Annotated in this window: 21 protein-coding genes; 12 read left to right on the top strand and 9 right to left on the bottom strand. The window is 70.2% G+C overall.

Translation table 11 applies throughout. The annotated features are described in order from the left end of the window. Together VFG40_RS17535 and VFG40_RS17530 are read right to left on the bottom strand one after the other, a co-directional pair. A complete protein-coding gene (locus VFG40_RS17535; protein ID WP_324899941.1) occupies positions 1-1,491 on the bottom strand; it encodes an efflux transporter outer membrane subunit in 1,491 nt (496 codons plus the stop codon). Positions 1,492-1,516: 25 nt separating this feature from the next. After that, the gene (locus VFG40_RS17530) at positions 1,517-1,888 is read right to left on the bottom strand and encodes a MarR family winged helix-turn-helix transcriptional regulator (protein ID WP_324899974.1); all 372 of its coding nucleotides are present in this window, start codon (positions 1,886-1,888) and stop codon (positions 1,517-1,519) included. Between the two features lie 326 nt (positions 1,889-2,214). On the opposite strand from VFG40_RS17530, the gene VFG40_RS17525 reads away from it, so the two are divergent. The 6 genes from VFG40_RS17525 to VFG40_RS17500 are packed head-to-tail and all read left to right on the top strand — an operon-like array spanning position 2,215 to position 5,563. Further along, positions 2,215-2,637, top strand: a complete 423-nt coding sequence (locus VFG40_RS17525; RefSeq protein WP_324899939.1) for a YeeE/YedE family protein — start codon at positions 2,215-2,217, stop codon at positions 2,635-2,637. A gap of 2 nt (positions 2,638-2,639) precedes the next feature. Further along, positions 2,640-3,056, top strand: a complete 417-nt coding sequence (locus tag VFG40_RS17520; RefSeq protein ID WP_324899937.1) for a DUF6691 family protein — start codon at positions 2,640-2,642, stop codon at positions 3,054-3,056. Between the two features lie 29 nt (positions 3,057-3,085). Then, entirely contained in the window at positions 3,086-3,952 is an 867-nt protein-coding gene (locus VFG40_RS17515) for an MBL fold metallo-hydrolase (RefSeq protein ID WP_324899935.1), read from the top strand. 35 nt (positions 3,953-3,987) lie between these two features. Then, on the top strand, positions 3,988-4,425 hold the full coding sequence (locus VFG40_RS17510; RefSeq protein ID WP_324899933.1) for a protein tyrosine phosphatase family protein: 438 nt from the start codon (positions 3,988-3,990) through the stop codon (positions 4,423-4,425). Further along, positions 4,425-4,763: an ArsR/SmtB family transcription factor gene (locus tag VFG40_RS17505; RefSeq protein WP_324899931.1), complete on the top strand. Its 339-nt coding sequence runs from the start codon at positions 4,425-4,427 to the stop codon at positions 4,761-4,763. Before VFG40_RS17510 ends, VFG40_RS17505 begins: the two co-directional genes overlap by 1 nt. Positions 4,764-4,783: 20 nt before the next feature. Next, positions 4,784-5,563 (top strand): sulfite exporter TauE/SafE family protein, encoded by a 780-nt coding sequence (locus tag VFG40_RS17500; RefSeq protein WP_324899929.1) that lies wholly within the window; start codon positions 4,784-4,786, stop codon positions 5,561-5,563. A 26-nt stretch (positions 5,564-5,589) separates the two neighbouring features. On the opposite strand, the gene VFG40_RS17495 is transcribed toward VFG40_RS17500, so the two are convergent. Then, a complete protein-coding gene (locus VFG40_RS17495; RefSeq protein WP_324899927.1) occupies positions 5,590-6,366 on the bottom strand; it encodes a hypothetical protein in 777 nt (258 codons plus the stop codon). Positions 6,367-6,477: 111 nt separating this feature from the next. After that, positions 6,478-8,925: a S9 family peptidase gene (locus VFG40_RS17490; RefSeq protein WP_324899925.1), complete on the bottom strand. Its 2,448-nt coding sequence runs from the start codon at positions 8,923-8,925 to the stop codon at positions 6,478-6,480. Between the two features lie 129 nt (positions 8,926-9,054). Here VFG40_RS17490 and VFG40_RS17485 point away from each other — a divergent pair, with 129 nt between their 5' ends. The 4 genes from VFG40_RS17485 to hemC all read left to right on the top strand — a co-directional run bounded on the left by VFG40_RS17485 (position 9,055) and on the right by hemC (position 12,721). Continuing rightward, on the top strand, positions 9,055-9,723 hold the full coding sequence (locus VFG40_RS17485; RefSeq protein WP_324899923.1) for an alpha/beta hydrolase: 669 nt from the start codon (positions 9,055-9,057) through the stop codon (positions 9,721-9,723). A 50-nt stretch (positions 9,724-9,773) separates the two neighbouring features. Further along, complete coding sequence (locus VFG40_RS17480; RefSeq protein WP_324899922.1) at positions 9,774-10,808, top strand: sensor histidine kinase; 1,035 nt, start codon at positions 9,774-9,776, stop codon at positions 10,806-10,808. A gap of 39 nt (positions 10,809-10,847) precedes the next feature. After that, positions 10,848-11,552 carry a LytR/AlgR family response regulator transcription factor gene (locus VFG40_RS17475; protein WP_324899919.1) on the top strand — a complete coding sequence of 235 codons (705 nt, stop codon included), beginning with the start codon at positions 10,848-10,850 and terminating at the stop codon, positions 11,550-11,552. Positions 11,553-11,797: 245 nt separating this feature from the next. Further along, positions 11,798-12,721: a hydroxymethylbilane synthase gene (gene hemC, locus VFG40_RS17470; protein WP_324899917.1), complete on the top strand. Its 924-nt coding sequence runs from the start codon at positions 11,798-11,800 to the stop codon at positions 12,719-12,721. 82 nt (positions 12,722-12,803) lie between these two features. Here the strand turns inward: hemC and VFG40_RS17465 are convergent, their stop codons facing one another. Together VFG40_RS17465 and VFG40_RS17460 are read right to left on the bottom strand one after the other, a co-directional pair. Continuing rightward, a complete protein-coding gene (locus VFG40_RS17465) occupies positions 12,804-13,622 on the bottom strand; it encodes a DUF481 domain-containing protein (protein WP_324899915.1) in 819 nt (272 codons plus the stop codon). A 96-nt stretch (positions 13,623-13,718) separates the two neighbouring features. Beyond that, the gene (locus tag VFG40_RS17460; protein ID WP_324899913.1) at positions 13,719-14,732 is read right to left on the bottom strand and encodes a hypothetical protein; all 1,014 of its coding nucleotides are present in this window, start codon (positions 14,730-14,732) and stop codon (positions 13,719-13,721) included. Positions 14,733-14,763: 31 nt separating this feature from the next. On the opposite strand from VFG40_RS17460, the gene VFG40_RS17455 reads away from it, so the two are divergent. After that, complete coding sequence (locus VFG40_RS17455) at positions 14,764-15,738, top strand: helix-turn-helix transcriptional regulator (protein ID WP_324899911.1); 975 nt, start codon at positions 14,764-14,766, stop codon at positions 15,736-15,738. A 115-nt stretch (positions 15,739-15,853) separates the two neighbouring features. On the opposite strand, the gene VFG40_RS17450 is transcribed toward VFG40_RS17455, so the two are convergent. Further along, the gene (locus VFG40_RS17450; protein ID WP_324899909.1) at positions 15,854-17,629 is read right to left on the bottom strand and encodes an SLC13 family permease; all 1,776 of its coding nucleotides are present in this window, start codon (positions 17,627-17,629) and stop codon (positions 15,854-15,856) included. 229 nt (positions 17,630-17,858) lie between these two features. Here VFG40_RS17450 and VFG40_RS17445 point away from each other — a divergent pair, with 229 nt between their 5' ends. After that, positions 17,859-18,827 (top strand): patatin-like phospholipase family protein, encoded by a 969-nt coding sequence (locus VFG40_RS17445; protein ID WP_324899907.1) that lies wholly within the window; start codon positions 17,859-17,861, stop codon positions 18,825-18,827. 9 nt (positions 18,828-18,836) lie between these two features. Here VFG40_RS17445 and VFG40_RS17440 read toward each other — a convergent pair whose 3' ends face one another. Together VFG40_RS17440 and VFG40_RS17435 are read right to left on the bottom strand one after the other, a co-directional pair. Continuing rightward, positions 18,837-19,205 (bottom strand): DUF488 domain-containing protein, encoded by a 369-nt coding sequence (locus VFG40_RS17440; protein ID WP_324899904.1) that lies wholly within the window; start codon positions 19,203-19,205, stop codon positions 18,837-18,839. Between the two features lie 92 nt (positions 19,206-19,297). Further along, positions 19,298-20,014 (bottom strand): glycosyltransferase family 2 protein, encoded by a 717-nt coding sequence (locus VFG40_RS17435; protein WP_324899902.1) that lies wholly within the window; start codon positions 20,012-20,014, stop codon positions 19,298-19,300. Between the last annotated feature and the right edge of the window lie 41 nt (positions 20,015-20,055).

The raw sequence follows: 20,055 nt of genomic DNA, 5'->3' as shown, positions 1-20,055 counted from the left end.
TCAGGAACGATCGGAAGGGGAAGTGGGGGAAGAGGAAAGCTCGGCAGCGGCAGGCGGCTCGCTGCTGCGGTCGCGCGGCCGGTAGCCGCCGCCCAGCGCTGCAATCAGCTGCACCGACAGGTCGACCTGCTGCGCCTTGAGCGCGGCCATGCCCTGCTCCGCGACGAGCAGCTGCTGGCGCACGCTGAGTGCCTCGAGGTAACTGCCGATGCCGGCGTCGTAGCGCTGGCGAGCCAGCTCCCACGCCTGCTGCGCGGCATCCAGCGCGCGCTGCTGCGCCGTCACCTGGGCGCCCAGCGAGTCGAGTGCCGACAGATCGTCCGCCACCTCGTTCACTGCGCTCACCAGGGTCTGGTTGTACTGCGCCACGGCCAGGTCGTAGGCAGCGTCCTTGCTGTCGAGGTTCGCGCGCAGGCGACCGCCGTCGTAGATCGGCAGGCTCAGGGTGGGCCCGAACTGGTAGAACCGCGCCGGCAGCTGGAACAGGTTGGTGCCGCCAGTGGCCAGTAGGCCGGCCATGGCGCCGATGCTCAGGTTGGGCAGGAATTCGGTCTTGGCGGCTTTGATGTTCTGCTGTGCCGCCTCGACCCGCCAGCGCGCCGCGACGAGGTCGGGACGATGGCCGATCAGGCCGGCGGAGAGATCGGCCGGCACCGCGACCGCAGCGGGCTGCAGCAGGCCGGGGCGGGCGATCGCCAGGCCACGGTCGGGCCCTTTGCCCAGCAGCACCGACAGCGCCGACTGCGCCGCGTCGACCGCGCGGTCGGCAACGGCCTGCGCGCGCTCGGCCTGCGCGACCTCGACGTCGCCCTGCTTGAGCTGCAGCTTGCTGTCCACGCCCGCGGCAACGCGCTGGCGGGTGAGCTTGCGCGCCGCGGAGGCGCGCTCCAGCTCGGCATCGGCGACGTCTTTCCGGGCGTAGGCATAGCCAAGCTGGGCATAGGCGCGGGCCACGTTGGTGGACAGCTCGATGCGGGCGGCCCGCGCCTCGATGTCGGCGGCCTTGGCCGCACCCACCGCCGCTTCCCAGGCGGCGCGCTTGCCGCCCCACAGATCCAGGCCCCAGTTGAAGCTGGCGTAGGCGTACTTGGCGGTAACGAAGTGGCCGCCGCCGACATCGGCCGGCACGGCCGTGGTGGGGAGGCGCGCGCCGGAGACGGCGCCCGCGGCGTTCACCTGCGGGCCGCGCGCGGCATCGGCGCTGCCGACTTCTGCCTGTGCGGCGCGCGCACGGGCGTCGGCGCTGGCCAGGCCGGGGTTGTCGCGCAGCGCTTCGTTGATCAGCGCGCTCAGCTGCGGATCGCCCAGCGTGGTCCACCAGTCGTCGCTGGGCCAGCTGGCTTCGGCCACGTGCAGGCGCGCCAGGCTCTGGTCGGTGGCAAGGGCGGACGGGTCGGTCAGCGAGCCGTTGGGGTGCAGCCCGCCGTCGCTGGCGCAGCCGGCCAGCAGCAGGGTGAGCCCGAGTCCGGCGGCGAGGGAATGCAGACGCATGGGGAAGGTCTCTGGGGAGATGGGTTCAGGACTTGTCGCGCAGTGCGTGCAGCACGCGCTCGAGGTAGTCGTGCAGTTGTTCGCGCTCGGTGCCGCTGAGCGACCGCTGGGCCGCCTCCAGCACACGGTCGTTGCAGTCGGTGAGCCGGTGCCACAGGGCGTCGCCCGCGTCTGTGAGTTCGATCCGCAGGGCGCGGCGATCCTGCTCATGCGGCGTGCGGCGCAGGAAACCCTTGGCTTCCAGCTGGTCGAGCTGCCGGGTCATGGCGCCGCCGTCGAGCTCCACCGAGCGGGCCAGCTCGCTGGCGCTCATCGGACCGAGCCGTGCCAGCCGCTTGAGTATCAGGAACTGGGTAAAGCGCAGGTCGATCTGATGCGCGGCCAGCTCGGCTTCCATGGCCCGCACGATCTCGGAGCGGACCAGCCCGAGCAGCACGCCGAGACTCTCGGCGGGGCCTTTGGCGATCGGGGGGGTGAGGGCGTCGGGACGGTTCATGGCCGGGCATTCTATTGCTGTGAGTTTAATTGTCAAGGCAAATATCTAGATCACAGCTTTTGCGCCGGCAAAGTGTTCTGCGTGCAACCCGCGGGGCATGGGGCATGCGCCGGATGCACCCGGGGCAGCGGCAGCACCGCTCGCCGAGAGCCCGCGACGGCAGCCCCTCTTGCGTGCCGGCTCGGGCGCCTTTATATTCGTTTAATCGCATATACGAATATTGACTCATGCACCCATACCTTCTTTCCTTGCTGGGTGGTGTCCTGATCGGGGGCGCCGCAGTCTTGCTGATGGCCAGCCTGGGCCGGATCACCGGTATCAGCGGCATCGCCAGCGGCGTCTTCATCGGCAATCGCGGCGATCGCGGCTGGCGCGTAGCCTTCGTGATCGGCCTGATCGCCGGACCGCTGCTGCTGAGCCTGTTCGGCCAGGACCGCGGCATCGGCGCGCCGCCGGTCGGCCTGCCGCTGATGGCGCTGGCCGGTTTGCTGGTGGGCATTGGCACGCGCCTGGGCAGTGGCTGCACCAGCGGTCACGGCGTGTGCGGCATCGCCCGTCTGTCGCCGCGTTCACTGCTGGCCACCGGCGTGTTCATGGCTGCCGGTATCGCCACCGTATTTGTCCTGCGTCACCTGCTGGGAGTGGTCTGACCATGAAAATGACTGTGGCCATGCTGGCCGGCCTGCTGTTTGGCCTGGGCCTGAGCCTGGGCGGAATGACCCAGCCGTCGGTGGTGCAGGGCTTTCTCGACCTGTTCGGCGCCTGGAACCCGCGCCTGGTGTTCGTGATGGGCGGTGCGGTACTGACCACCGCGATCGGCTACCGGCTGGTGTTTCGCCGCGGCCGGCCGCTGTTCGAGCCGAGCTTCCAGTTGCCGACGGCGAGCCGCTTCGACGCGCGGCTGGTCGGTGGAGCGGCCCTTTTCGGCATCGGCTGGGGCATCGCCGGCTACTGCCCGGGCCCGGCCCTGGCCTCGCTCACGGCCGCGACGCCGGCGCTGGGCGTGCTGATCACCACCATGGTCGCCGGTTGGTGGCTGGCGTCGAAGATTCCTGCGGCGCGCAGTTGAGCGCGCGCCCTCAAGCGAAGGAGAAAGCCATGCAACGCCCCGACGTCAAAGCGTTCTTCGACGAACCAACCAATACCTTCAGCTATGTCGTCTCCGACCCCGCCACCAGGCGCGCCGCGGTGATCGACAGCGTGCTCGACTACGACGCCGCCTCCGGCCGCACGCGCCATGATTCGGCCGACGCGATCGTCGCCTGGGTGCGTGCGCACGACCTCGCCGTGGACTGGGTGATCGACACCCACGTGCACGCCGATCACCTCTCCGCCGCGCCGTACATCCAGCAGCAGCTGGGCGGCAAGTTGGGCATCGGCGAGCACATCCGCACCGTGCAGGACACCTTCGGCAAGCTGTTCAACGCCGGCACCGAGTTCGCCCGCGACGGCAGCCAGTTCGACCACCTGTTTGCCGATGGCGAGCACTACCGCGTGGGCGGGATCGAGGCGGTGGCGATGCATACCCCCGGCCACACGCCCGCCTGCATGACGCACGTGATCGGCGACGCGGCGTTCGTCGGCGACACGCTGTTCATGCCCGACTACGGCACTGCGCGCTGCGACTTTCCCGGCGGCGACGCGGCCACGCTGTACCGCTCGATCCAGACCATCTACGCGCTGCCGGAGTCCACGCGCATCTTCCTGTGCCACGACTACAAGGCACCGGGCCGCGACGAGTACGCCTGCGAGACCACGGTGGCCGCCGAGAAGCACGGCAACCTGCACGTGCGCGAGGGCATCACCGAGGCGGACTTCGTGCAGATGCGCACCGCACGCGATGCCACCCTGGCAATGCCCAAGCTGATCCTGCCCTCGGTGCAGATCAACATGCGTGCCGGCCACAAGCCGCCGCCGGACGACAACGGCGTGAGCTACCTGAAGATCCCGCTCGACGCGTTGTGAGCCCGCGCCGCCTCCCATCCCCCCGGAACCTGACCATGACCCAAGCCCCGACCATCCAGCGCCTCACCGACACGATCGGCGTGGCCGCCCAGATCAGCCCCGACGACCTGCCCGCGATCGCGGCGCAGGGCTATCGCAGCGTCGTCAACAATCGGCCGGACGGCGAAGAACCCGGGCAACCGGCGGACGCTGCACTGGCCGCCGCGGCGGCACGCGCCGGGCTCGCCTACCGGCCGCTGCCGGTGGTCTCGGGCCAGGTGCGGGACGACCAGGCGCGCGCCTTTGCGCAGGCGATTGCCGAGCTGCCCGCGCCGGTGCTGGCGTTCTGCCGCACCGGCACGCGCTCGACCATGCTGTGGGCGCTGCAGGCCACCGACGCGCTGGATGACCGCGCGATCCTGGCGCGGGCGGCCAGCGCCGGCTACGACCTCGCCGCGTTCGCGCCGCGCCTGCGCGCGTACCGGGGGCAGTGATGGCAACGGCAACGAAGCCGCACGGCGCGGGCCCGGCCGCGCCGCCGATGCAGCGCATGCACGCGCACGCCGACGAGGCGATCGCCGTGCTCAAGGCAATGGCCAGCCACAACCGGCTGATGCTGCTGTGCCAGCTGATCCCGGGTGAGCGCTCGGTGGGCGAACTGGCGCAGGCGCTGGGACTGGCGCAAAGCGTGGTGTCACAGCATCTCTCGCTGCTGCGCCGCGACGGCGTGGTGAGCGGCCGGCGCGAGGCGCAATCGATCTACTACCGCATCAGCGATGCACGCGTGCATGCGTTGATGCAGACCCTGTTCGACCAGTTCTGCCACGACTGACCAACCGCGAGAGCCACACGATGCCCCCCTTTGACCTGATCCAGGCCCTGCTCGCCATCGCTTGCGGATCGGCCGTCGGCTTTTCGCTGGCGCTGATCGGCGGCGGCGGCTCGATCCTCGCCGTGCCGCTGCTGCTCTACGTGGTGGGCGTGCGCAATCCGCACCTGGCCATCGGCACCAGCGCGCTGGCGGTGTCGCTCAATGCGTTTGCCAACCTGATCCCGCACGCACGCGCCGGCCACGTGCGCTGGAGGGCCGCCTTCATCTTTGCCGCGACCGGCGTGGTCGGCGCTTTCATCGGCTCGACCATCGGCAAGGCGGTCGATGGCCAGCGCCTGCTGGTGCTGTTCGCCGTGCTGATGATCGTGGTGGCCGCGCTGATGCTGCGCGGGCGCCGCGGCGGCGGCCCGGACCGCTACCCGCTGCCGCACACCAACCCGCGGCTGGCCGGCGTGGGCCTTGGCGCCGGCGCACTGTCGGGCTTCTTCGGCATCGGCGGCGGATTCCTGATCGTGCCGGGGCTGATGCTGGCCAGCGGCATGGAGATCATCCACGCGATCGGCACGTCGCTGTTCGCCGTCGGCGCGTTCGGCCTGACCGCCGCAGCCAACTACGCGTTTTCCGGCCTGATCGACTGGCCGGTCGCCGCCGCGTTCATCGGCGGCGGCGTGGCCGGTGGCTGGCTCGGGGCGATCGGTGCGAAGCGGCTGGCGAAAACCCGCGGCGCGCTCAACGCGATCTTCGCCGGCGTGATCATCGTGGTGGCGATCTACATGCTGTTTCGCTCGCTGCGCGGCTGAGGCCGCGCGCAACACCGGCGCTGCACTCAGCGCGCGCCGGTTCCCTCCTCCAGCGCCGGCCAGCAGTAAAAGCCGCCGTCGGTGGAGGAGATCGCCTGGCGGAACACCTCGTCGGGGAAGTAGCCACGCTCGAAAAGGGCCGCGAACAGCGCCTCGCCGCCGTCCGCCTCGGTGGGAACCACGAACGACTCCGGCCGCAGCGTGGTGAAGATGTACAGCCCGTCGGAGGCGTACAGGCCCTCGTCCTTGAAGCACACGCGCACGATCGCGCTCCACGGGAACGCGTCCTGCCAGGCGGGTCGCCCCGGCGGGTGCACGTCCAGGTGCACGTGGGTGTCGTCGAAGGTCACGTGGAACCAGCTGTCCAGCCGCAGGCCCCGTGCCCGGCCGACGCTCCGCCCCCTGGCACTGCGCCAGGCGCCGCGGATCAGCAGCACCCCGCAGAGCAAGGCGAGTGCCAGCAGCACCAACGCGCCGGGCGAGAAGCCCGCCTGCGCCAGCGAGCCGGTCCGTAGCGCACGCCAGGCGTCCACCGCGGCGGAGAGCGCCAGCGCGGTCAGTCCCAGGCCGATCACCAGCCCCGGTATGGCCAGCGTCCGGCACGCGGCGCGCACGCCGGGCGCGTCGCTGGCGGCCTCGCCCAGGGCTGCACGAAGGTCGATCCAGTACAGGATGGCCAGGACCAGCGCCGGCACGAACAGGCCGGCCGGGTAGCCGCTGTGCAGCAGGCCGGCCAGCAGCAGCGACGCGGGCATGGCGATCAGGGCGATACCCAGGCGCAGCGAGAGTTTTCCGAGTGGCATGGCATCCATTCCCTGGCGGCGTGGAGGCCAGTGTATGCGTGCCGACCGCGTGCGGCAGGCGCGCACTTCGGATCGCGCCGGCGCGGCGGCGCGACCCGCTGCATGCCGTCGTCAGGGCGCCGCGGCGCGGCCTTTCACGTAGGTATCGAACAACTCGTCGATGCGGCGGTACTCGTCGTACCACGCGTCGGGATGAACGAACCCGTGGCGCTCCAGCGGATACAGCGAGATCCAGAAGTTCTTCTTGTGCAGCTCGACGAACCGCTGGTACAGCCGGATCGAGTCGGCCGCCATCACGTTGTCGTCGATCAGGCCGTGTTCGATCAGCAGCGGGTCGGCGAGATTCGCCGCGTACTCGATCGGTGAACTCGTGGTGTACGCCGCGGGATCGAGCTGCGGATCGTTGAGGATGTTCGAGCTGTACTCGTGGTTGTAGGTGACCCAGTCCGACGGCGGGCGCAGCGCCGCACCCGCGGCGAACTCGCCCGGCGCTCGCAGCAGCGCCATCTCGGTCATGAAGCCGCCGTAGCTGCCGCCGTAGATGCCCACGCGCTTCGGGTCCACGCCGTGCTGCTTCACCAGCCAGGCCTTGCCGTCGAGCAGGTCTTCCAGCTCCGGGTGACCCATCTGCCGGTAGATCGCGGTGCGCCAGGCGCGGCCGTAGCCTTCGGAGGCGCGGTAGTCCATGTCGAGCACCACGTAGCCCTTCTGAACCAGCAAGTTGTGGAACATCTGCTCGCGGAAGTAGTAGGTGGAACCGAGCGTCACGTCCTGGGTGTAGCCGGCGCCGTGCACGAAGATCACCGCCGGGCGCGAAGCCGGCGCGGCGGTGTCGTCGGCCGGGCCGTAGTACTTGGCGTAGATCGCGCCGGCGCCATGGGAGGACGGTACCTGCACGATGGCCGGCACGATCCAGTCGTGTGCGGTGAACGCAGGCTTCATGGTGTCGGTCAGCTCGCGCGCCGCGCCGCCGGTCGACGGCACCACGGCCAGCTGGTCAAACCGGTAGGGCGATGAATGCAGCACGGCGAGCTGCTCGCCGTCCGGCGACAGCGCGAACTCGCCCGTGCCCTGGTACTGCGTGAGGCGGGTGAGTTCGCCGCCGCCCGAGGGCACGCGGTAGACGTCATAGCTGTAGGGCGCCGCGCGGTTGGAGCGCACGTAGAACCAGCGGCCGTCGTCGCTCAACTGCGGATGGCTGATCTCGAACTGGCCCGCGGTGAGCGGCTTCGCCTTGCCGGCCAACGGCTTGACGTAGAGCTGCGACCAGCCGGTCTGTTCGCTCAGGTACCACAGCGTGCGGTTGTCCTTGAGCCAGCCGAAATCGTTGAAGTTCCAGTTGATCCAGGCGTCGTCATGCAGGCGCTGCTGGTTCACCAGCGCGTGCTTGCCGAAGTCGACGCTGGCGATCCAGCGGTCCTTGTTGTCGATCGCGCGCAGCTGGATGGCGAGCCGGGCGCCGTCGTCGCTCCAGGCGATGCCACCGCCGGAGCCGTCGTTCTCGCCCGAGACGATGTGCACCGGGCGCACGTCCGGCGCCTTCAGCGCCTTCGCCCCGTCGTCGTCACCGGCCTTCTGGCGCGCCGCGATCGCCTGCCGGCGCAGGGCGTCCAGCGGGTCGTCCTTGATCCCCGGCAACACGGCTGTATCGAGTGGGTAGCTTGCATGGGTGGAGAGATCCAGCAGCAGCAGCGACTGTGGCGTCGGGTCCTTGCGGCCGACGTAGCTGCGCGCGTCCTGCGCCTCGGTATAGCCCGAGTCGGTGACGAAGTGGATGACCTTCGGCGCTTCGCCGTTGGCGGCATCCTTCGGCTCGGTCACCAGCAGCATCCAGCGGCCGTCCGGGGAGAGTTCGGTATCGACCGCGGTGACCTTGTCGCCGAGCCAGAACGGCTCGGGGGCGCGTCCCGGATCGGCCGCCTGCAGCGCCTTCTCCTGCGCGCGCTCGGCGGCCTTGTCGTCCTGGATCTGTCGCAGCGTGCCGAACAATGCGCGCTGGTGATCGCGCAGCGCGTCGGGCTTTTCCGCCTGCGGATCGTCGGCGAACTTCAGCACGGCGACGGGGGCGCTCACGCCGGCGGCCAGGTCGTAGGAGAACCAGTCGTTGCCCTGGCGGTACTGCAGGGTGCGGCCGTCGGCGGAGAAACGCGGCGAAGATTCGTCGGCCGGCGTGCGGGTGACCTGGCGGCGTGCGCCGCCGGGCAGATCCACCACGAAAACGTCGCCGTGGCGGATGAAGGCCGCATGCGCGTGGCGGCGATCGTAGACGGCCGGGCCGTCGGCCGTTGCCTCGGCGGCAGGGTCGAGCTTCTCGCTGCGGCCGCTCGCCGGGTCGACCCGGTACAGGTCGCGCACCGGGCTGCCGTCGCGCTGCACGCGGTAGTAGATCGCATCGCCGTCGACGCTCCAGTACGGCGACTCCACCGGATGCCCGATCCAGTCCGGATTGGCCATGATGGTTTCCAGGTCGAGCGGGGCCGGCGCCGGCGCGGCCGGCACGGCGGCGTGGACGGGCGACACGAGCAGGGCGACGAGGACGGCAAGCGCAGTGCGATGCATGGGTAGCTCCACGGTGGCAATCCGACCAGCGTAGCGAGCCGCCACACCGGCGCACACCCGCCATTGGTCAAGGGTGACCCGCCCGCGCTGGTACGATGCGGCCCCGACGCCTGCCATGGAAACGAAGCGATGAGCCTGCTGCCCACCGTCGAGCGCGAAACCGGCGCACAGCCCACCCACAGCGTGATCTGGCTGCACGGGCTGGGCGCGGACGGCAACGACTTTGCGCCGGTGGTGCCGGAACTGGCGGCGCGGGACTGGCCGCCGCTGCGCTTTGTGTTTCCGCATGCGCCGGTGCAGCCGGTGACGGTCAACGGCGGCATGCCGATGCGCGCCTGGTACGACATCGTCGGGTTCGATCTGTTGAGTCGCCAGGACGAAGTCGGCATGCGCCGCTCGATCGCCGCGGTGGAAGCGCTGATCGAGCGTGAGCACGAGCGGGGTGTCCCCAGCGAACGCATCGTGCTGGCCGGGTTCTCGCAGGGCGGCGCGATCGCGCTGGCGGCGGGCTTGCGGCACGCCCACGCGCTGGCGGGGATCGTGGCGCTGTCCACCTACCTGCCGCTGGCCTCCACGCTCGCCACCGAACGACACGCCGCCAATGCGGCGGTGCCGCTGTTCTGGGGCCACGGCACGATGGACCCGGTGGTGATCCTGCAGCGCGGCCTGGATTCGCGTGCCGCGCTGGAAGCGCTCGGCTACGTCGTGGACTGGCACACCTACCCGATGCCGCACTCGGTCTGTCCGCAGGAGATCGGCGACCTGCGCGAGTGGCTCGGCAAGCGCCTGCGCGCCTGAACGGCGCACCGTCGCCGCTGGCGGCATACTGCGCCGATATGCGCTCCGACGTGCGTCCGTCCCGCTCCCACAGCCCGCTGCCGGATTTCTGCCGGCTGCCGGCGCTGTTCGCCCTGCTGGTGGTGGGCGCGCTCACCGTCACCGTCGTGTGGCTGGCGCCGGACACGCGCCTGGGCTGGCGCGGCTACAGCGTGGGCATGGCATTCGTGGCGTGGCTGTCGGTGCTCATCGCATTGAGCCTGTGCAAGGCGCGGGCGCGCCTGCAGCGGCTGTCCGGCTGGTTGCCGTATGCCGGCGTATGGCTGCTGATCGTGCTGATCGTGATCGCCGGCAGCGCGGTGGCGCGTTGGGCCGATGGCGCGCTGGGGCTGGCGCTGATCACCGGCGGATATGGCCAGTTCGTGCGCGACAACGCACTGATTGCCGCGCTGCTGGGTGCTGCGATGCTGCGCTACTTCTTCGTGCTGGCGCAGTGGCAGCAGCGGCTGGCCGCGGCGTCGCAGGCGCAGGTGGCGGCGCTGCAGGCGCGCATTCGTCCGCACTTCCTGTTCAACAGCATGAACACGGTGGCGGCGCTGGTGCGGGTCGATCCGGCCGCGGCCGAGCGCACGGTGGAGGATCTGTCCGAGCTGTTCCGCGCCGCGCTGGGGCAGCACGGCAGCCGCGACGGCACGCTTGCCGACGAGCTCAACCTGGTCGAGCGTTACCTGGCGATCGAACAGCTGCGGCTGGGGCCGCGATTGCGTGTGCTGCGCCAGCTCGACGCGTTGCCGGCCGGCTTCCCGCTGCCGCGCCTGCTGCTGCAGCCGCTGGTCGAGAACGCGGTGCGGCACGGTATCCAGCCGCTGCGCGAGGGCGGCGAGATCACCCTGCGCGGGCACTGCGAGAACGGTGCGCTGGTGATCGTGATCGACAACCCGCTGCCGGCAGCACCCGCGCCCGGCGGCCACGGCCTCGGACTGGACAACGTGCGCCAGCGCGTCGCCTATCGCTACGGCGCGCGAGCGCAGGTGCAGGCCGGCCCGCAGGGCGACCGCTTCGTGGTGCGCCTGCGCCTGCCGCTGGAGGCTGGACATGGGCCCTAGCCTGCCTGGCGAACTCTCGCGGACCGATGGAGTGCAGCCATGCGCGTGCTGATCGTGGACGACGAGCCGCTGGCGCGGATGCGGCTGGCCGCGCTGCTGGGGGAGTGCGACGGCTGCGAGATCGCCGGCAGCGTGGCCGACGGCGAGGCGGCGATCGCCGCCATCGCCGCGCACTCGCCCGACGTGGTGCTGCTGGACATCAACATGCCCGGCATCGACGGCACCGCGCTGGCCCGGCGGCTGGCCGGGCGGGCGCGGCCGCAGGTGGTGTTCTGCACCGCCTACGAAAACCACGCGGTGGAGGCGTTCGACCTGGGTGCGGTCGATTACCTGCTCAAGCCGGTGCGGCTGGAACGCCTGCGCGAGGCGCTGCAGCGTGCGGCACGCCGCCTCGACGCCACGCCGGCGGAGAGCACCGGCTACCTGCACGGACGGCTGCGCAACGAGCAGGTGCGGATAGCCCTGAGCGAGGTGATCTGCCTGCTCGCCGATGAAAAATACGTCGTGGTGCAGCACACCAGCGGCGAGCTGCTGATCGAGGAATCCCTGCGGCAGCTGGAGGAAGCCTATCCCGACCAGCTGGTGCGCCTGCACCGCAATTGCCTGGTGCCGAACGCGCGCCTGGTGGGGCTGAAGACGCTGCCCGACGGCCGCACGCTGGCGCGCCTGGCAGGCACCGAGCTGCATCCGGAAGTCAGTCGGCGCAACCTGCCCGCGTTGCGCAAGCTGCTGCGCATGGGCTGAAGCTTCGCCGCCGCCCAGGCAGCGAACGGCGGCGGTGCGCGGATCGGGCACGGGCATTGCCGCGCAGCCGACCCTGTGGTTGGGAGATGAGGTCACGCCGCCCTGCCTGCATCGGCGAACGCGGCGCGGCGACATGCGGCCCCGGCGTGTCCCGCGGCGTCATGCGCTGACCGTGCGGCGCGTTTACGCGACAATGGGGTCTCGGGCAGCCGCGCTGCCTCGCACCCCACGCCACGGACATCCCCATGAGCCTCAGCACCCTGCGTATCGCCACCCGCAAGAGCGCGCTTGCGCTGTGGCAGGCCGAGCATGTGGCCGCGCTGCTGCGCGCGGCGCATCCCGGCCTGGCGGTGGAGCTGGTGCCCATGAGCACGCGCGGCGACGAGATCCTCGATCGCCCGCTGGCCACCATCGGCGGCAAGGGCCTGTTCCTGAAGGAGCTGGAGGTGGCCATGCTGGAAGGGCGCGCCGAGCTCGCGGTGCATTCGCTCAAGGACGTGCCGGCCGAGCTGGAGCCGGGCTTCGTGCTGCCGGCGATCCTGCCGCGTGCCGACGCTGCCGATGCCTTCGTCAGCAACCACCACGCCGACCTCGCGGCGCTGCCGCATGGCGCGCGCGTAGGCACCTCGTCACTGCGCCGGCAGGCGCAGCTGCGCGCGGCACGGCCGGACCTGCAGCTGCGCGACCTGCGCGGCAACGTGGGCACGCGACTGGCCAAGCTCGATGCCGGCGAGTACGACGCGATCCTGCTCGCCTGTGCCGGGCTGGAGCGGCTGGATTTCGCCGCGCGCATCCGCAGCCGGCTGGCCGCACCCGAGTGGTTGCCGGCCCCGGGACAGGCGGCGATCGCCATCGAGGCGCGCGCGGATCAGCCGGCCGTGCATGCCCTGCTGCGGGCGCTGGATGACGCCGAAACGCGCGTGTGCATCACCGCCGAGCGCGCGATGAACCACGCCCTCGGCGGCAGCTGCACGGTGCCGGTGGGCGCGTGGTGCGTGCGGACCGAGCACGGACTGGATCTGCGCGGTCTGGTCGGCGATGCCGCCAGCGGCGAACTGATCGTGGCCGGCGCATGCGGGGCCGCGTCCGAGCCCGACGCACTCGGCGTACAGGTGGCGCAGGCGCTGCTGGCGCAGGGCGCGCGGGCACTGCTCGATCGTGGCCGCTGAACGGCGGTAGTCGCCCCCATGAAAAAGGCCGGCTGCAGTGCAGCCGGCCTTTTCGTTCATCGACCCGGAGCCGCAACGCGGCTCAGAAGTTGTAGACCAGGTTGGTGGTGGTGAGCGTATCGGTGCTCTGCGTGCCCGGCTGCGTGTCGCTGTTGTAGCGCACCTGGAAGCCGAGCTTGAGCGCCATCTTCTTGGTCATGCTGACCGAGAGGCCGGCGTCGTTCTGGTAGTACTTGTTCTTCGAACCCGCTTCGAGCAGCAGCGTGTCCTCGAACGCGGTGTTGTCGGTAAGCCGGTACTTGTAGTTGACCAGGCCACGCGCCACGCCCTCGCCTACCGTCTCCTGGCGCACCGGCACGGTCACGCCGCCGACATCCTGCAACTCGTCGGCCGGGCGATAGCGCTTGTAGCCGGGGCCGATTTCGAACGACAGCTCGGTGCGCTGATTCTTCAACGCGATGTACCCGTAGCCGAGCGACACGGTGCTCTGCCAGAGGTTGGAGCCAAAGTCGTCGTGCTCATAGCGCCCCGCGCCCACGATGTAGCTGCGCGGGTCGAGCTTGTAGCCCACCGACGCACCACCTTCGTAGCGGTTGGCCGTGGTGCTGAACTGGCTGACCGTGTTGCCATTGGCGTCGACCACCGACACCTCGCCCTTGGAGCGCAGGCCGTTGAGGAAGAAGTTGTTCTTCCACAGCTCGTTCTCCTGGGTCAGGCCGAGCTTGGCGTTGAGGTTTTCCGAGCGGGAATTGCCGCGTGCGGACGCAAAACCGAACTCGCCCGAGCCGCTCCAGCCGCTGTTGGTTGGCGCACCGGAGGGGTCGATCGCGACCTCCTGGGCGTGGGTGCCGCCAGCGGCAAGGGCAGAAACGAACAAGACGGCGAGAGACGTGTTTTTCATCGAAGCTGGATCCAATTGTTAAGCAAATGTCGCCGGCTACCATAGCGGCCCGCGTTGAACGACCAGTGAACTGCGCCCGCAAAAAAACGGGCGCGATCAGACCGTGGCGGCGAGGGGAGCGGACGCCGCGCTGGCGCGAGCGTGCAGTCGCTGCTCCAGCGATCGGCCCGCCACGCCGCACAGGGCGGCGAGCAGCGCCATCCAGCCGCTCACCTGCCAGCGATCGGCCAGCAGCAGCGCGGTGCAGGGCACGGCATAAGTGAGCAAGGCGGCGACGAAACGGGCGCCCAGGAGCGAACTCCGTGCACGTGCGGCGCCCTCGCCCTGCCCCGGCCGCAACACGTGCCAGCGCATGCCTTCGAGCAGACCCAGCAGCAGGGCCAGCACCAGCAGGATCAGCAGCCAGGGCTGATGGGCGGCCTCGGCCGGTCCCAGCCGGTTGCGATCGGCGGCAACGCACAGCCACAGCCACAGGCCGCCGCCATACAGCCCGGCCAGCAGTCGATCCATCGCCAGGCTGTTGCGCGAAGGTGAGCGCGCGGATTCACCAGGCGCCCGGCGGGGGCTGCCGTAGAGCATGCCGACGCTGCACAGGGTGAGCACGGCGCCAGCCACGCGGGTGGCCCAGAAACTGTTGTCGCCCCGGGTGAGGCCCGCCACCGCAAGCAGCGGCAGATAGACCGCCAGCGCCATCAGCGCCTCGCGCGGCGGCCACGCACTGCGCCCGGGATACCAGCCGTGCCAGGGAGGCAGGCCCGGCCTGCGCACGCACGCCAGTATCAGGCCGGCGCTGACGAACAGCGTCCCCAGCGCCAGTGGTACCAGCGACTCGCCGCGTCCGTGGCGGTAAATGCCGACGGCCAGTGCCAGGCCCTGCAGCGCCCACAGGCCGTAGCCGGCGTCGGACCACGTGCGCAGCGTCACCGCCAGCATGCGCTGGCGGACGCGGCCGCTGTCAGGCGAGGCGTCGGAAATGCCGGTATCCGGCGTAGCACGCGTTGCTTGCGTCAAGGTGTCGTCGTCCGGGGAGGCGAAGGCGGGCGCGGGGAAGGCGTCATGATCGAACGCGGCCACTGCTGTGGGCTTGCGGCCGCTTCGAGGCGTGCCCATGCTACACAACGCCTCCCGCCGACGATATGCCATGGACCGTTACGAGCGCATTCTCACTCTCCACCGCCTGCTGAAGTCGGCGCACTACCCGGTGCCGTTGCCGCGCCTGATGGACGAGCTGGAGTGCTCGCGCGCCACGCTCTACCGCGACATCGCGTTCCTGCGCGACGCGCTGGGCGCGCCCATCGAGAGCGGTGGCGGCGAGCAGGCTGCCTTCCGCTACGAGGTCGGCGAGGGCGAGCGCTTCGAACTGCCGGGGCTCTGGCTCACCTCCGACGAGCTGGCGGCGCTGCTGGCCCTCAACGAGCTGATCGGTCGCAGCGGGCCGGGTGTGCTGGCCGGTGCGCTGGCGCCGTTCAAGGCCCGCATCGAAGGGCTGCTGTCCGACCAGGGCAGCGGCAAGGCGCTGCCGATCGAGCGCATCCGGGTCATCCCCTGGGGCGAGCGCAAGCTCGACCAGCAGGTGTTCCGCATCGCCGCCGGCACCGTGCTGGAGCGCAAGCAGTTGCGCTTCCGCTACCGCGCGCGCACCACCAATGCCGACAGCAAGCGCACGGTCTCGCCGCAGCGGCTCACCCACTACCGCGACAACTGGTACCTGGACGTGTGGGACCACGACCGCGAGGCCTTGCGCAGCTTCGCGGTGGACCGCATCGTCGAGCCGCATGCGCTGGACGCGGCCGCCATCGACGTGGCCGAGGCCGACCTCAACGAGTTGCTTTCCTCCAGCTACGGCATCTTTGCGGGCAAGCCCAAGGCGTGGGCGACCATCCGCTTCTCCCAGCACGCGGCGCGCTGGGTGGCCGACGAACACTGGCACTCGCAGCAGAAGGGCGAGTGGCTGCCCGACGGGCGCTACGAATTGCAGGTGCCGTACTCCAACTCGCGCGAGCTGCTGATGGACGTGCTCAAGTACGGGCCGGACGCGGAGATCGTGGCGCCGCTGCCGCTGCGCGAGGAGATGAAGATCTCGCTGCAGCTGGCGCTGACCGGGTACGGCCGGTAAGCCTTGCGATTGAGCCGCTGCGTCGCGTTGCGGTCCCGCGAGACGTCCTCGGCAGCGGGCACGTTTGGCGCACCCGCGTGTTCTTCGCTTCAGCAACGGTGCGAGCGGCGTCGCCTCAGTGCGCTACCGCCTGGAACGGCCAGAAGTGCGGAATCAGCCACATCGACAGGGCGCAGAACAACAGGATCAGTGGAATGCCGACCTTCATGAAGTCGGTGAAGCGGTAACCGCCTGCGTAGTACACCATGGTGTTGGTGGGGTAGCCGACCGGGGTCGCGAACGAGGTCGCCGCGGCAAATGCCACCGCCACCACGAACGGGCGCGGATCCACGTGCAGCGCCTGCGCCACCGACGCGGCAATGCCCACCATCAGCACCACCGACGGGTTGTGGCCCATCAGCTCGGTGAGCAGCGCCGTGAGTAGGTAGATCATCAGCAGGCCAGCCAGCGGACCGTGGCTGCCGACGACAGCCATGCCCATGTGCACCACCGCCGTCGACAGCCCGCTCTTCTCGATCGCCACGCCCAACGGGAGGATCGCGCCGAGCAGGATAATGATCTTCCAGTCCATGCCTTCGTAGACGTCTTTACGGCCAAAGCAGCCGGCCAGCGCCATCGCGGTGGCGCCGCAAATCGCCGCGATCGGTATCGGCAGCCAGCGCAGCCCCGACACCACCACCACGGCTGCCATGATCGCCACCGCGTAGAACGCCTTGCGCGGCGTGTGCGGCGCCTTCTCGCGCTCGCTGAGCACAATGAAGGACTCGTCGTTGCGCAGGTTGGCCATGGCCTCTTCCGCCACCAGCACCAGCAGCACGTCGCCGACCGCAAGCGACACGTCGCTGAGCTTCTCGCGCAGCACCTGGCCGCGGCGGTGGATCGCCAGCGCCACGGCGTCGTAGCGCCAGCCGATGCCGGTCTCGCCGAAACGCCGGCCTTCCAGCGGACTGGCGGGCGCGACCATGATCTCGGCCATCACCCGCGGGCGGTCGTCGGCATGCGCGTAGTGGCCGTCCGGGGCGTTGCGCAGGTGGGTCTGGCGGCGGAATTCCTCGATCTTCTCCCAGTCCCCGCGCACCAGCAGCACGTCGCCCTGGGCGATCTGCTGCGATCGCGGGGACCACATGCGGCGCTCGCCCCGCAGCAGCTCCAGCGGGTACACGCCGTAGCGTTCACCGAGGCTGGCGTCGGCGATGCTCTTGCCCAGCAACGACGACTGCTCGGTGACTTCCAGCTCGGTCACGTACTTGCCGATGTCCACTTCCACCGGCATGTCGGTGTGGGTCTGGCGCGGCAGCAGCCAGCGGCCGATCACCATCAGGTAGACCATGCCGACGACCGCCAGCAGCGCGCCCATCGGGGTGAACTCGAACACCCCGAACGGCGCCATGCCGTGCTTCTGCGCCAGGGTGTCGGCCAGCAGGTTGGAGGAGGTGCCGATGAGCGTGCACACGCCACCCATCTGCGCCGCGAAGGCCATCGGCATGAGCACGCGGCCGGGCGACGTGCCGGTGCGCTGGCACACCTTCAACGCCAGCGGCAGGAACGTGGCCACCAGCGCGATGTTCTTGATGAAGGCGCCCAGCGGCGCGATCGCCAGCATCATCGCCAGGGTCAGCAGCCACGGCCGCTTGATCTTCATCAGCAACCGGCTGAGCGGCTCCAGCGCGCCGGAACGTTCGATGCCCATGCTGAGCGCGAACATCGCCGCCACGGTGACCGTGGCCTCGTTGCTGAATCCGCTCAGCGCCTCGGCCGGACTGACCACGCCCAGGATCACCAACGCGGCGAGTGCCATCAGCGCCACCAGGTCGATGCGCACCTTTTCGCTGGCGAACAGCGCCATCGCCGCCACGATGACCGCCACCGTCGCCCAGGCCTGCCAGGTCATGCAACGACCCCGCGCGCAGGACGGACAGTGGCAGCCGCCGGCGGCGGTCGTCTGGTGCTCGGTTGCATCGTGCTGTTCCTGGAGAGACGTCGGTGCGGCCGGCCGGCCGGGGGCGGCCAGGGCGCGGCCCGATCCCGCGGCGGTCGCTGCCTTCACACCTTTCTGGCATCGTACGGAATCGGGGCGTTTGCACAATGTTATGGCGCTCCTCCACCGCACGCGAGCCGCCATGGCCGAGACATCCGCCCGATCCGAAAACCCTGCACCCGGTGCTGCTGATGCCCCGGTCCGGTCCCGCGCGAGCCGGCCCACCGTGGCGCTGGCGCTGGGCGCCGGCGGCGCCAAAGGGCTGGCGCACATCGGGGCGATCGAGCAGATCGAGGCCGCCGGCTTCGAGATCGTGGCGCTTGCCGGCAGTTCGATGGGCGCGCTGATCGGCGGCATCTATGCGATGGGCAAACTGGACGTCTATCGCGACTGGGTCTCCACGCTGGCCCGGCTCGACGTGCTGCGGCTGCTGGACTGGACCTTCTCCGGCGGCGGCCTGATCAAGGGCGAAAAGCTGATCGGCACCCTGCGCGAGCTGATCGGCGATGTCTCGATCGAGGAGCTGCCGCTGGCATTCACCGCTGTCGCCACCGACCTGGAGCGGGAGCGCGAGGTGTGGCTGACTCGCGGCTCGCTGTTCGACGCGATTCGCGCGTCCATCGCCATCCCCACGATCTTCCGCCCGCATCGCATCGACGGTCGCCTGCTGCTGGACGGCGCGCTGCTCAACCCGGTGCCGGTCACGCCGCTGATACGCGAGCGCGCCGATCACGTGTTTGCGGTCAGCGTGGACGGCCCGGCGGAGACCGTCCGGGTGCAGGAGCTGGTGGCCGAGGACGACGAGAGCTACCACAGCCGCGTGGGTGGATGGCTGAGCCGGCTACGGCCGGGCGCAGGCGAGCCGCGGCCGGCCGAGCTGGGCGCGCTGGACCTGCTCAACCAGTCGATGGACCTGATGCAGTCGAACCTGTCGCGCCTGCGCCTGGCGGCATACGCGCCGGACCTGCTGATCCAGATGCCGCGCAACCTCTCCACCGCGTACGAGTTCTATCGTGCCCGCGAGCTGATCGAGCTGGGCCGCGAGCGGACCCGGCTGGCGCTCGCGAACTGGAGCGGCGCCGATACCGTGCCGGCCACGCAGGAGCCATGACGCGGGGCCTCAACGCGGCCCGTGTGCCTGCAGCCAGCGTTCCAGGTAGATCTTCAGCGCCACGGCGTGGTTGTGCTCGTCATCGCGCGCGCCATAGAGCAGCGTCACCTGGCGGTGCAGCGACTGGGTCGCGAGCGGTCGCCAGTACTCGGCGAGGTCGTCGAGCTCGGCGGCATAGCGGTGGCGGAACGCCTCCCAACGCGCCGGCTCGTGGTTGAACCAGCGCCGCAGCGCCGGCGAGGGCGCCACCTCGCGCAGCCACTGGTCCAGCGCGGCCGCGTCCTTGCTCACCCCGCGCGGCCACAGGCGGTCCACCAGCACGCGTACGCCGTCATCGGGCGCGGCGGGCTGGTAGATCCGTTTTACCGTAAGGCCCATGCGCTGCTCCGCGCCGGGAAAATGCGCCGAGCCTACGCGCCCGGACGCCAACGTCGCGTGTCGGCGCCATGCGCCGGGCAGCGGCTGGACTGCTAGAGCTCCTCGACCGCGGTGACCTTGCCGCGGCGCATCAGCCAAGCCACGCCGCGCAGGTCGGCCAGGCCGACCCACAGGCGGTCGAGCATGCCGTACTTGGAACTGCCCGCCGTGCGCGGGCGATGGCCCACCGGCACGCTCTGGCTCTGGAAGCCGGCGCGCTTGACCAGCGCCGGCAGGTAGCGGTGCATGTGGTCGAAGTAGGGCAGGCGCAGGAACACCTCGCGCTCGAACAGCTTCAGCCCGCAGCCGGTGTCCGGGGTAGCGTCCCTGAGCATGCGCGAGCGGACCGCATTGGCCACCTTGGACGAGATGCGCTTGTTGAAGCTGTCGCGCCGCGTGGTGCGCCAGCCGGCAAACAAGCGCACATCCGCCGCCGCGGTGGTACGTGCGGCTAGCAGCTTGGGGATATCGGCCGGATCGTTCTGGCCGTCGCCGTCCAGCGTGGCGATCCAGGGCGACTGCGCCGCCCGCACGCCGTTCCAGACGGCGGTGCTCTGGCCGGACCGGGCCACGTGATGCAGCACGCGCAGCTCCGGATGCTGCGCCTTCTGCGCGGTCAGCACGGCACGGCTGTCGTCGGTGGAGTCGTCGTCGACGTAGATCACCTCGTAGTCGACCTGGCCGCGCAGCGCGGCGGCGATCTCGGCGAGCAGCGGCGGGATGTTGTCGCGCTCGTTGAACACGGGAACGACGACGGAGAGCTGGGGCATGGGAGCCGGTCCGGAATAGGGCTGAGCGCGCGATTATCGCC

This window comes from Dyella sp., from assembly GCF_035685805.1.
In the GTDB taxonomy this organism is placed as follows: domain Bacteria; phylum Pseudomonadota; class Gammaproteobacteria; order Xanthomonadales; family Rhodanobacteraceae; genus Dyella_A.
This window is presented reverse-complemented; position numbering and strand designations above follow the sequence as displayed.

Excerpts from the sequence above, each read along its gene's own strand:
- hemC (WP_324899917.1), top strand. The coding sequence starts at position 11,798 with ATGAGCCTCAGCACCCTGCGTATCGCCACCCGCAAGAGCGCGCTTGCG.
- VFG40_RS17435 (WP_324899902.1), bottom strand. The coding sequence starts at position 20,014 with ATGCCCCAGCTCTCCGTCGTCGTTCCCGTGTTCAACGAGCGCGACAAC.
- VFG40_RS17520 (WP_324899937.1), top strand. The coding sequence starts at position 2,640 with ATGAAAATGACTGTGGCCATGCTGGCCGGCCTGCTGTTTGGCCTGGGC.
- VFG40_RS17490 (WP_324899925.1), bottom strand. The coding sequence starts at position 8,925 with ATGCATCGCACTGCGCTTGCCGTCCTCGTCGCCCTGCTCGTGTCGCCC.
- VFG40_RS17530 (WP_324899974.1), bottom strand. The coding sequence starts at position 1,888 with ATGGAAGCCGAGCTGGCCGCGCATCAGATCGACCTGCGCTTTACCCAG.
- VFG40_RS17515 (WP_324899935.1), top strand. The coding sequence starts at position 3,086 with ATGCAACGCCCCGACGTCAAAGCGTTCTTCGACGAACCAACCAATACC.
- VFG40_RS17505 (WP_324899931.1), top strand. The coding sequence starts at position 4,425 with ATGGCAACGGCAACGAAGCCGCACGGCGCGGGCCCGGCCGCGCCGCCG.
- VFG40_RS17510 (WP_324899933.1), top strand. The coding sequence starts at position 3,988 with ATGACCCAAGCCCCGACCATCCAGCGCCTCACCGACACGATCGGCGTG.
- VFG40_RS17525 (WP_324899939.1), top strand. The coding sequence starts at position 2,215 with ATGCACCCATACCTTCTTTCCTTGCTGGGTGGTGTCCTGATCGGGGGC.
- VFG40_RS17495 (WP_324899927.1), bottom strand. The coding sequence starts at position 6,366 with ATGCCACTCGGAAAACTCTCGCTGCGCCTGGGTATCGCCCTGATCGCC.
- VFG40_RS17460 (WP_324899913.1), bottom strand. The coding sequence starts at position 14,732 with ATGGGCACGCCTCGAAGCGGCCGCAAGCCCACAGCAGTGGCCGCGTTC.
- VFG40_RS17455 (WP_324899911.1), top strand. The coding sequence starts at position 14,764 with ATGGACCGTTACGAGCGCATTCTCACTCTCCACCGCCTGCTGAAGTCG.
- VFG40_RS17440 (WP_324899904.1), bottom strand. The coding sequence starts at position 19,205 with ATGGGCCTTACGGTAAAACGGATCTACCAGCCCGCCGCGCCCGATGAC.
- VFG40_RS17535 (WP_324899941.1), bottom strand. The coding sequence starts at position 1,491 with ATGCGTCTGCATTCCCTCGCCGCCGGACTCGGGCTCACCCTGCTGCTG.
- VFG40_RS17485 (WP_324899923.1), top strand. The coding sequence starts at position 9,055 with ATGAGCCTGCTGCCCACCGTCGAGCGCGAAACCGGCGCACAGCCCACC.
- VFG40_RS17450 (WP_324899909.1), bottom strand. The coding sequence starts at position 17,629 with ATGACCTGGCAGGCCTGGGCGACGGTGGCGGTCATCGTGGCGGCGATG.
- VFG40_RS17465 (WP_324899915.1), bottom strand. The coding sequence starts at position 13,622 with ATGAAAAACACGTCTCTCGCCGTCTTGTTCGTTTCTGCCCTTGCCGCT.
- VFG40_RS17445 (WP_324899907.1), top strand. The coding sequence starts at position 17,859 with ATGGCCGAGACATCCGCCCGATCCGAAAACCCTGCACCCGGTGCTGCT.
- VFG40_RS17475 (WP_324899919.1), top strand. The coding sequence starts at position 10,848 with ATGCGCGTGCTGATCGTGGACGACGAGCCGCTGGCGCGGATGCGGCTG.
- VFG40_RS17500 (WP_324899929.1), top strand. The coding sequence starts at position 4,784 with ATGCCCCCCTTTGACCTGATCCAGGCCCTGCTCGCCATCGCTTGCGGA.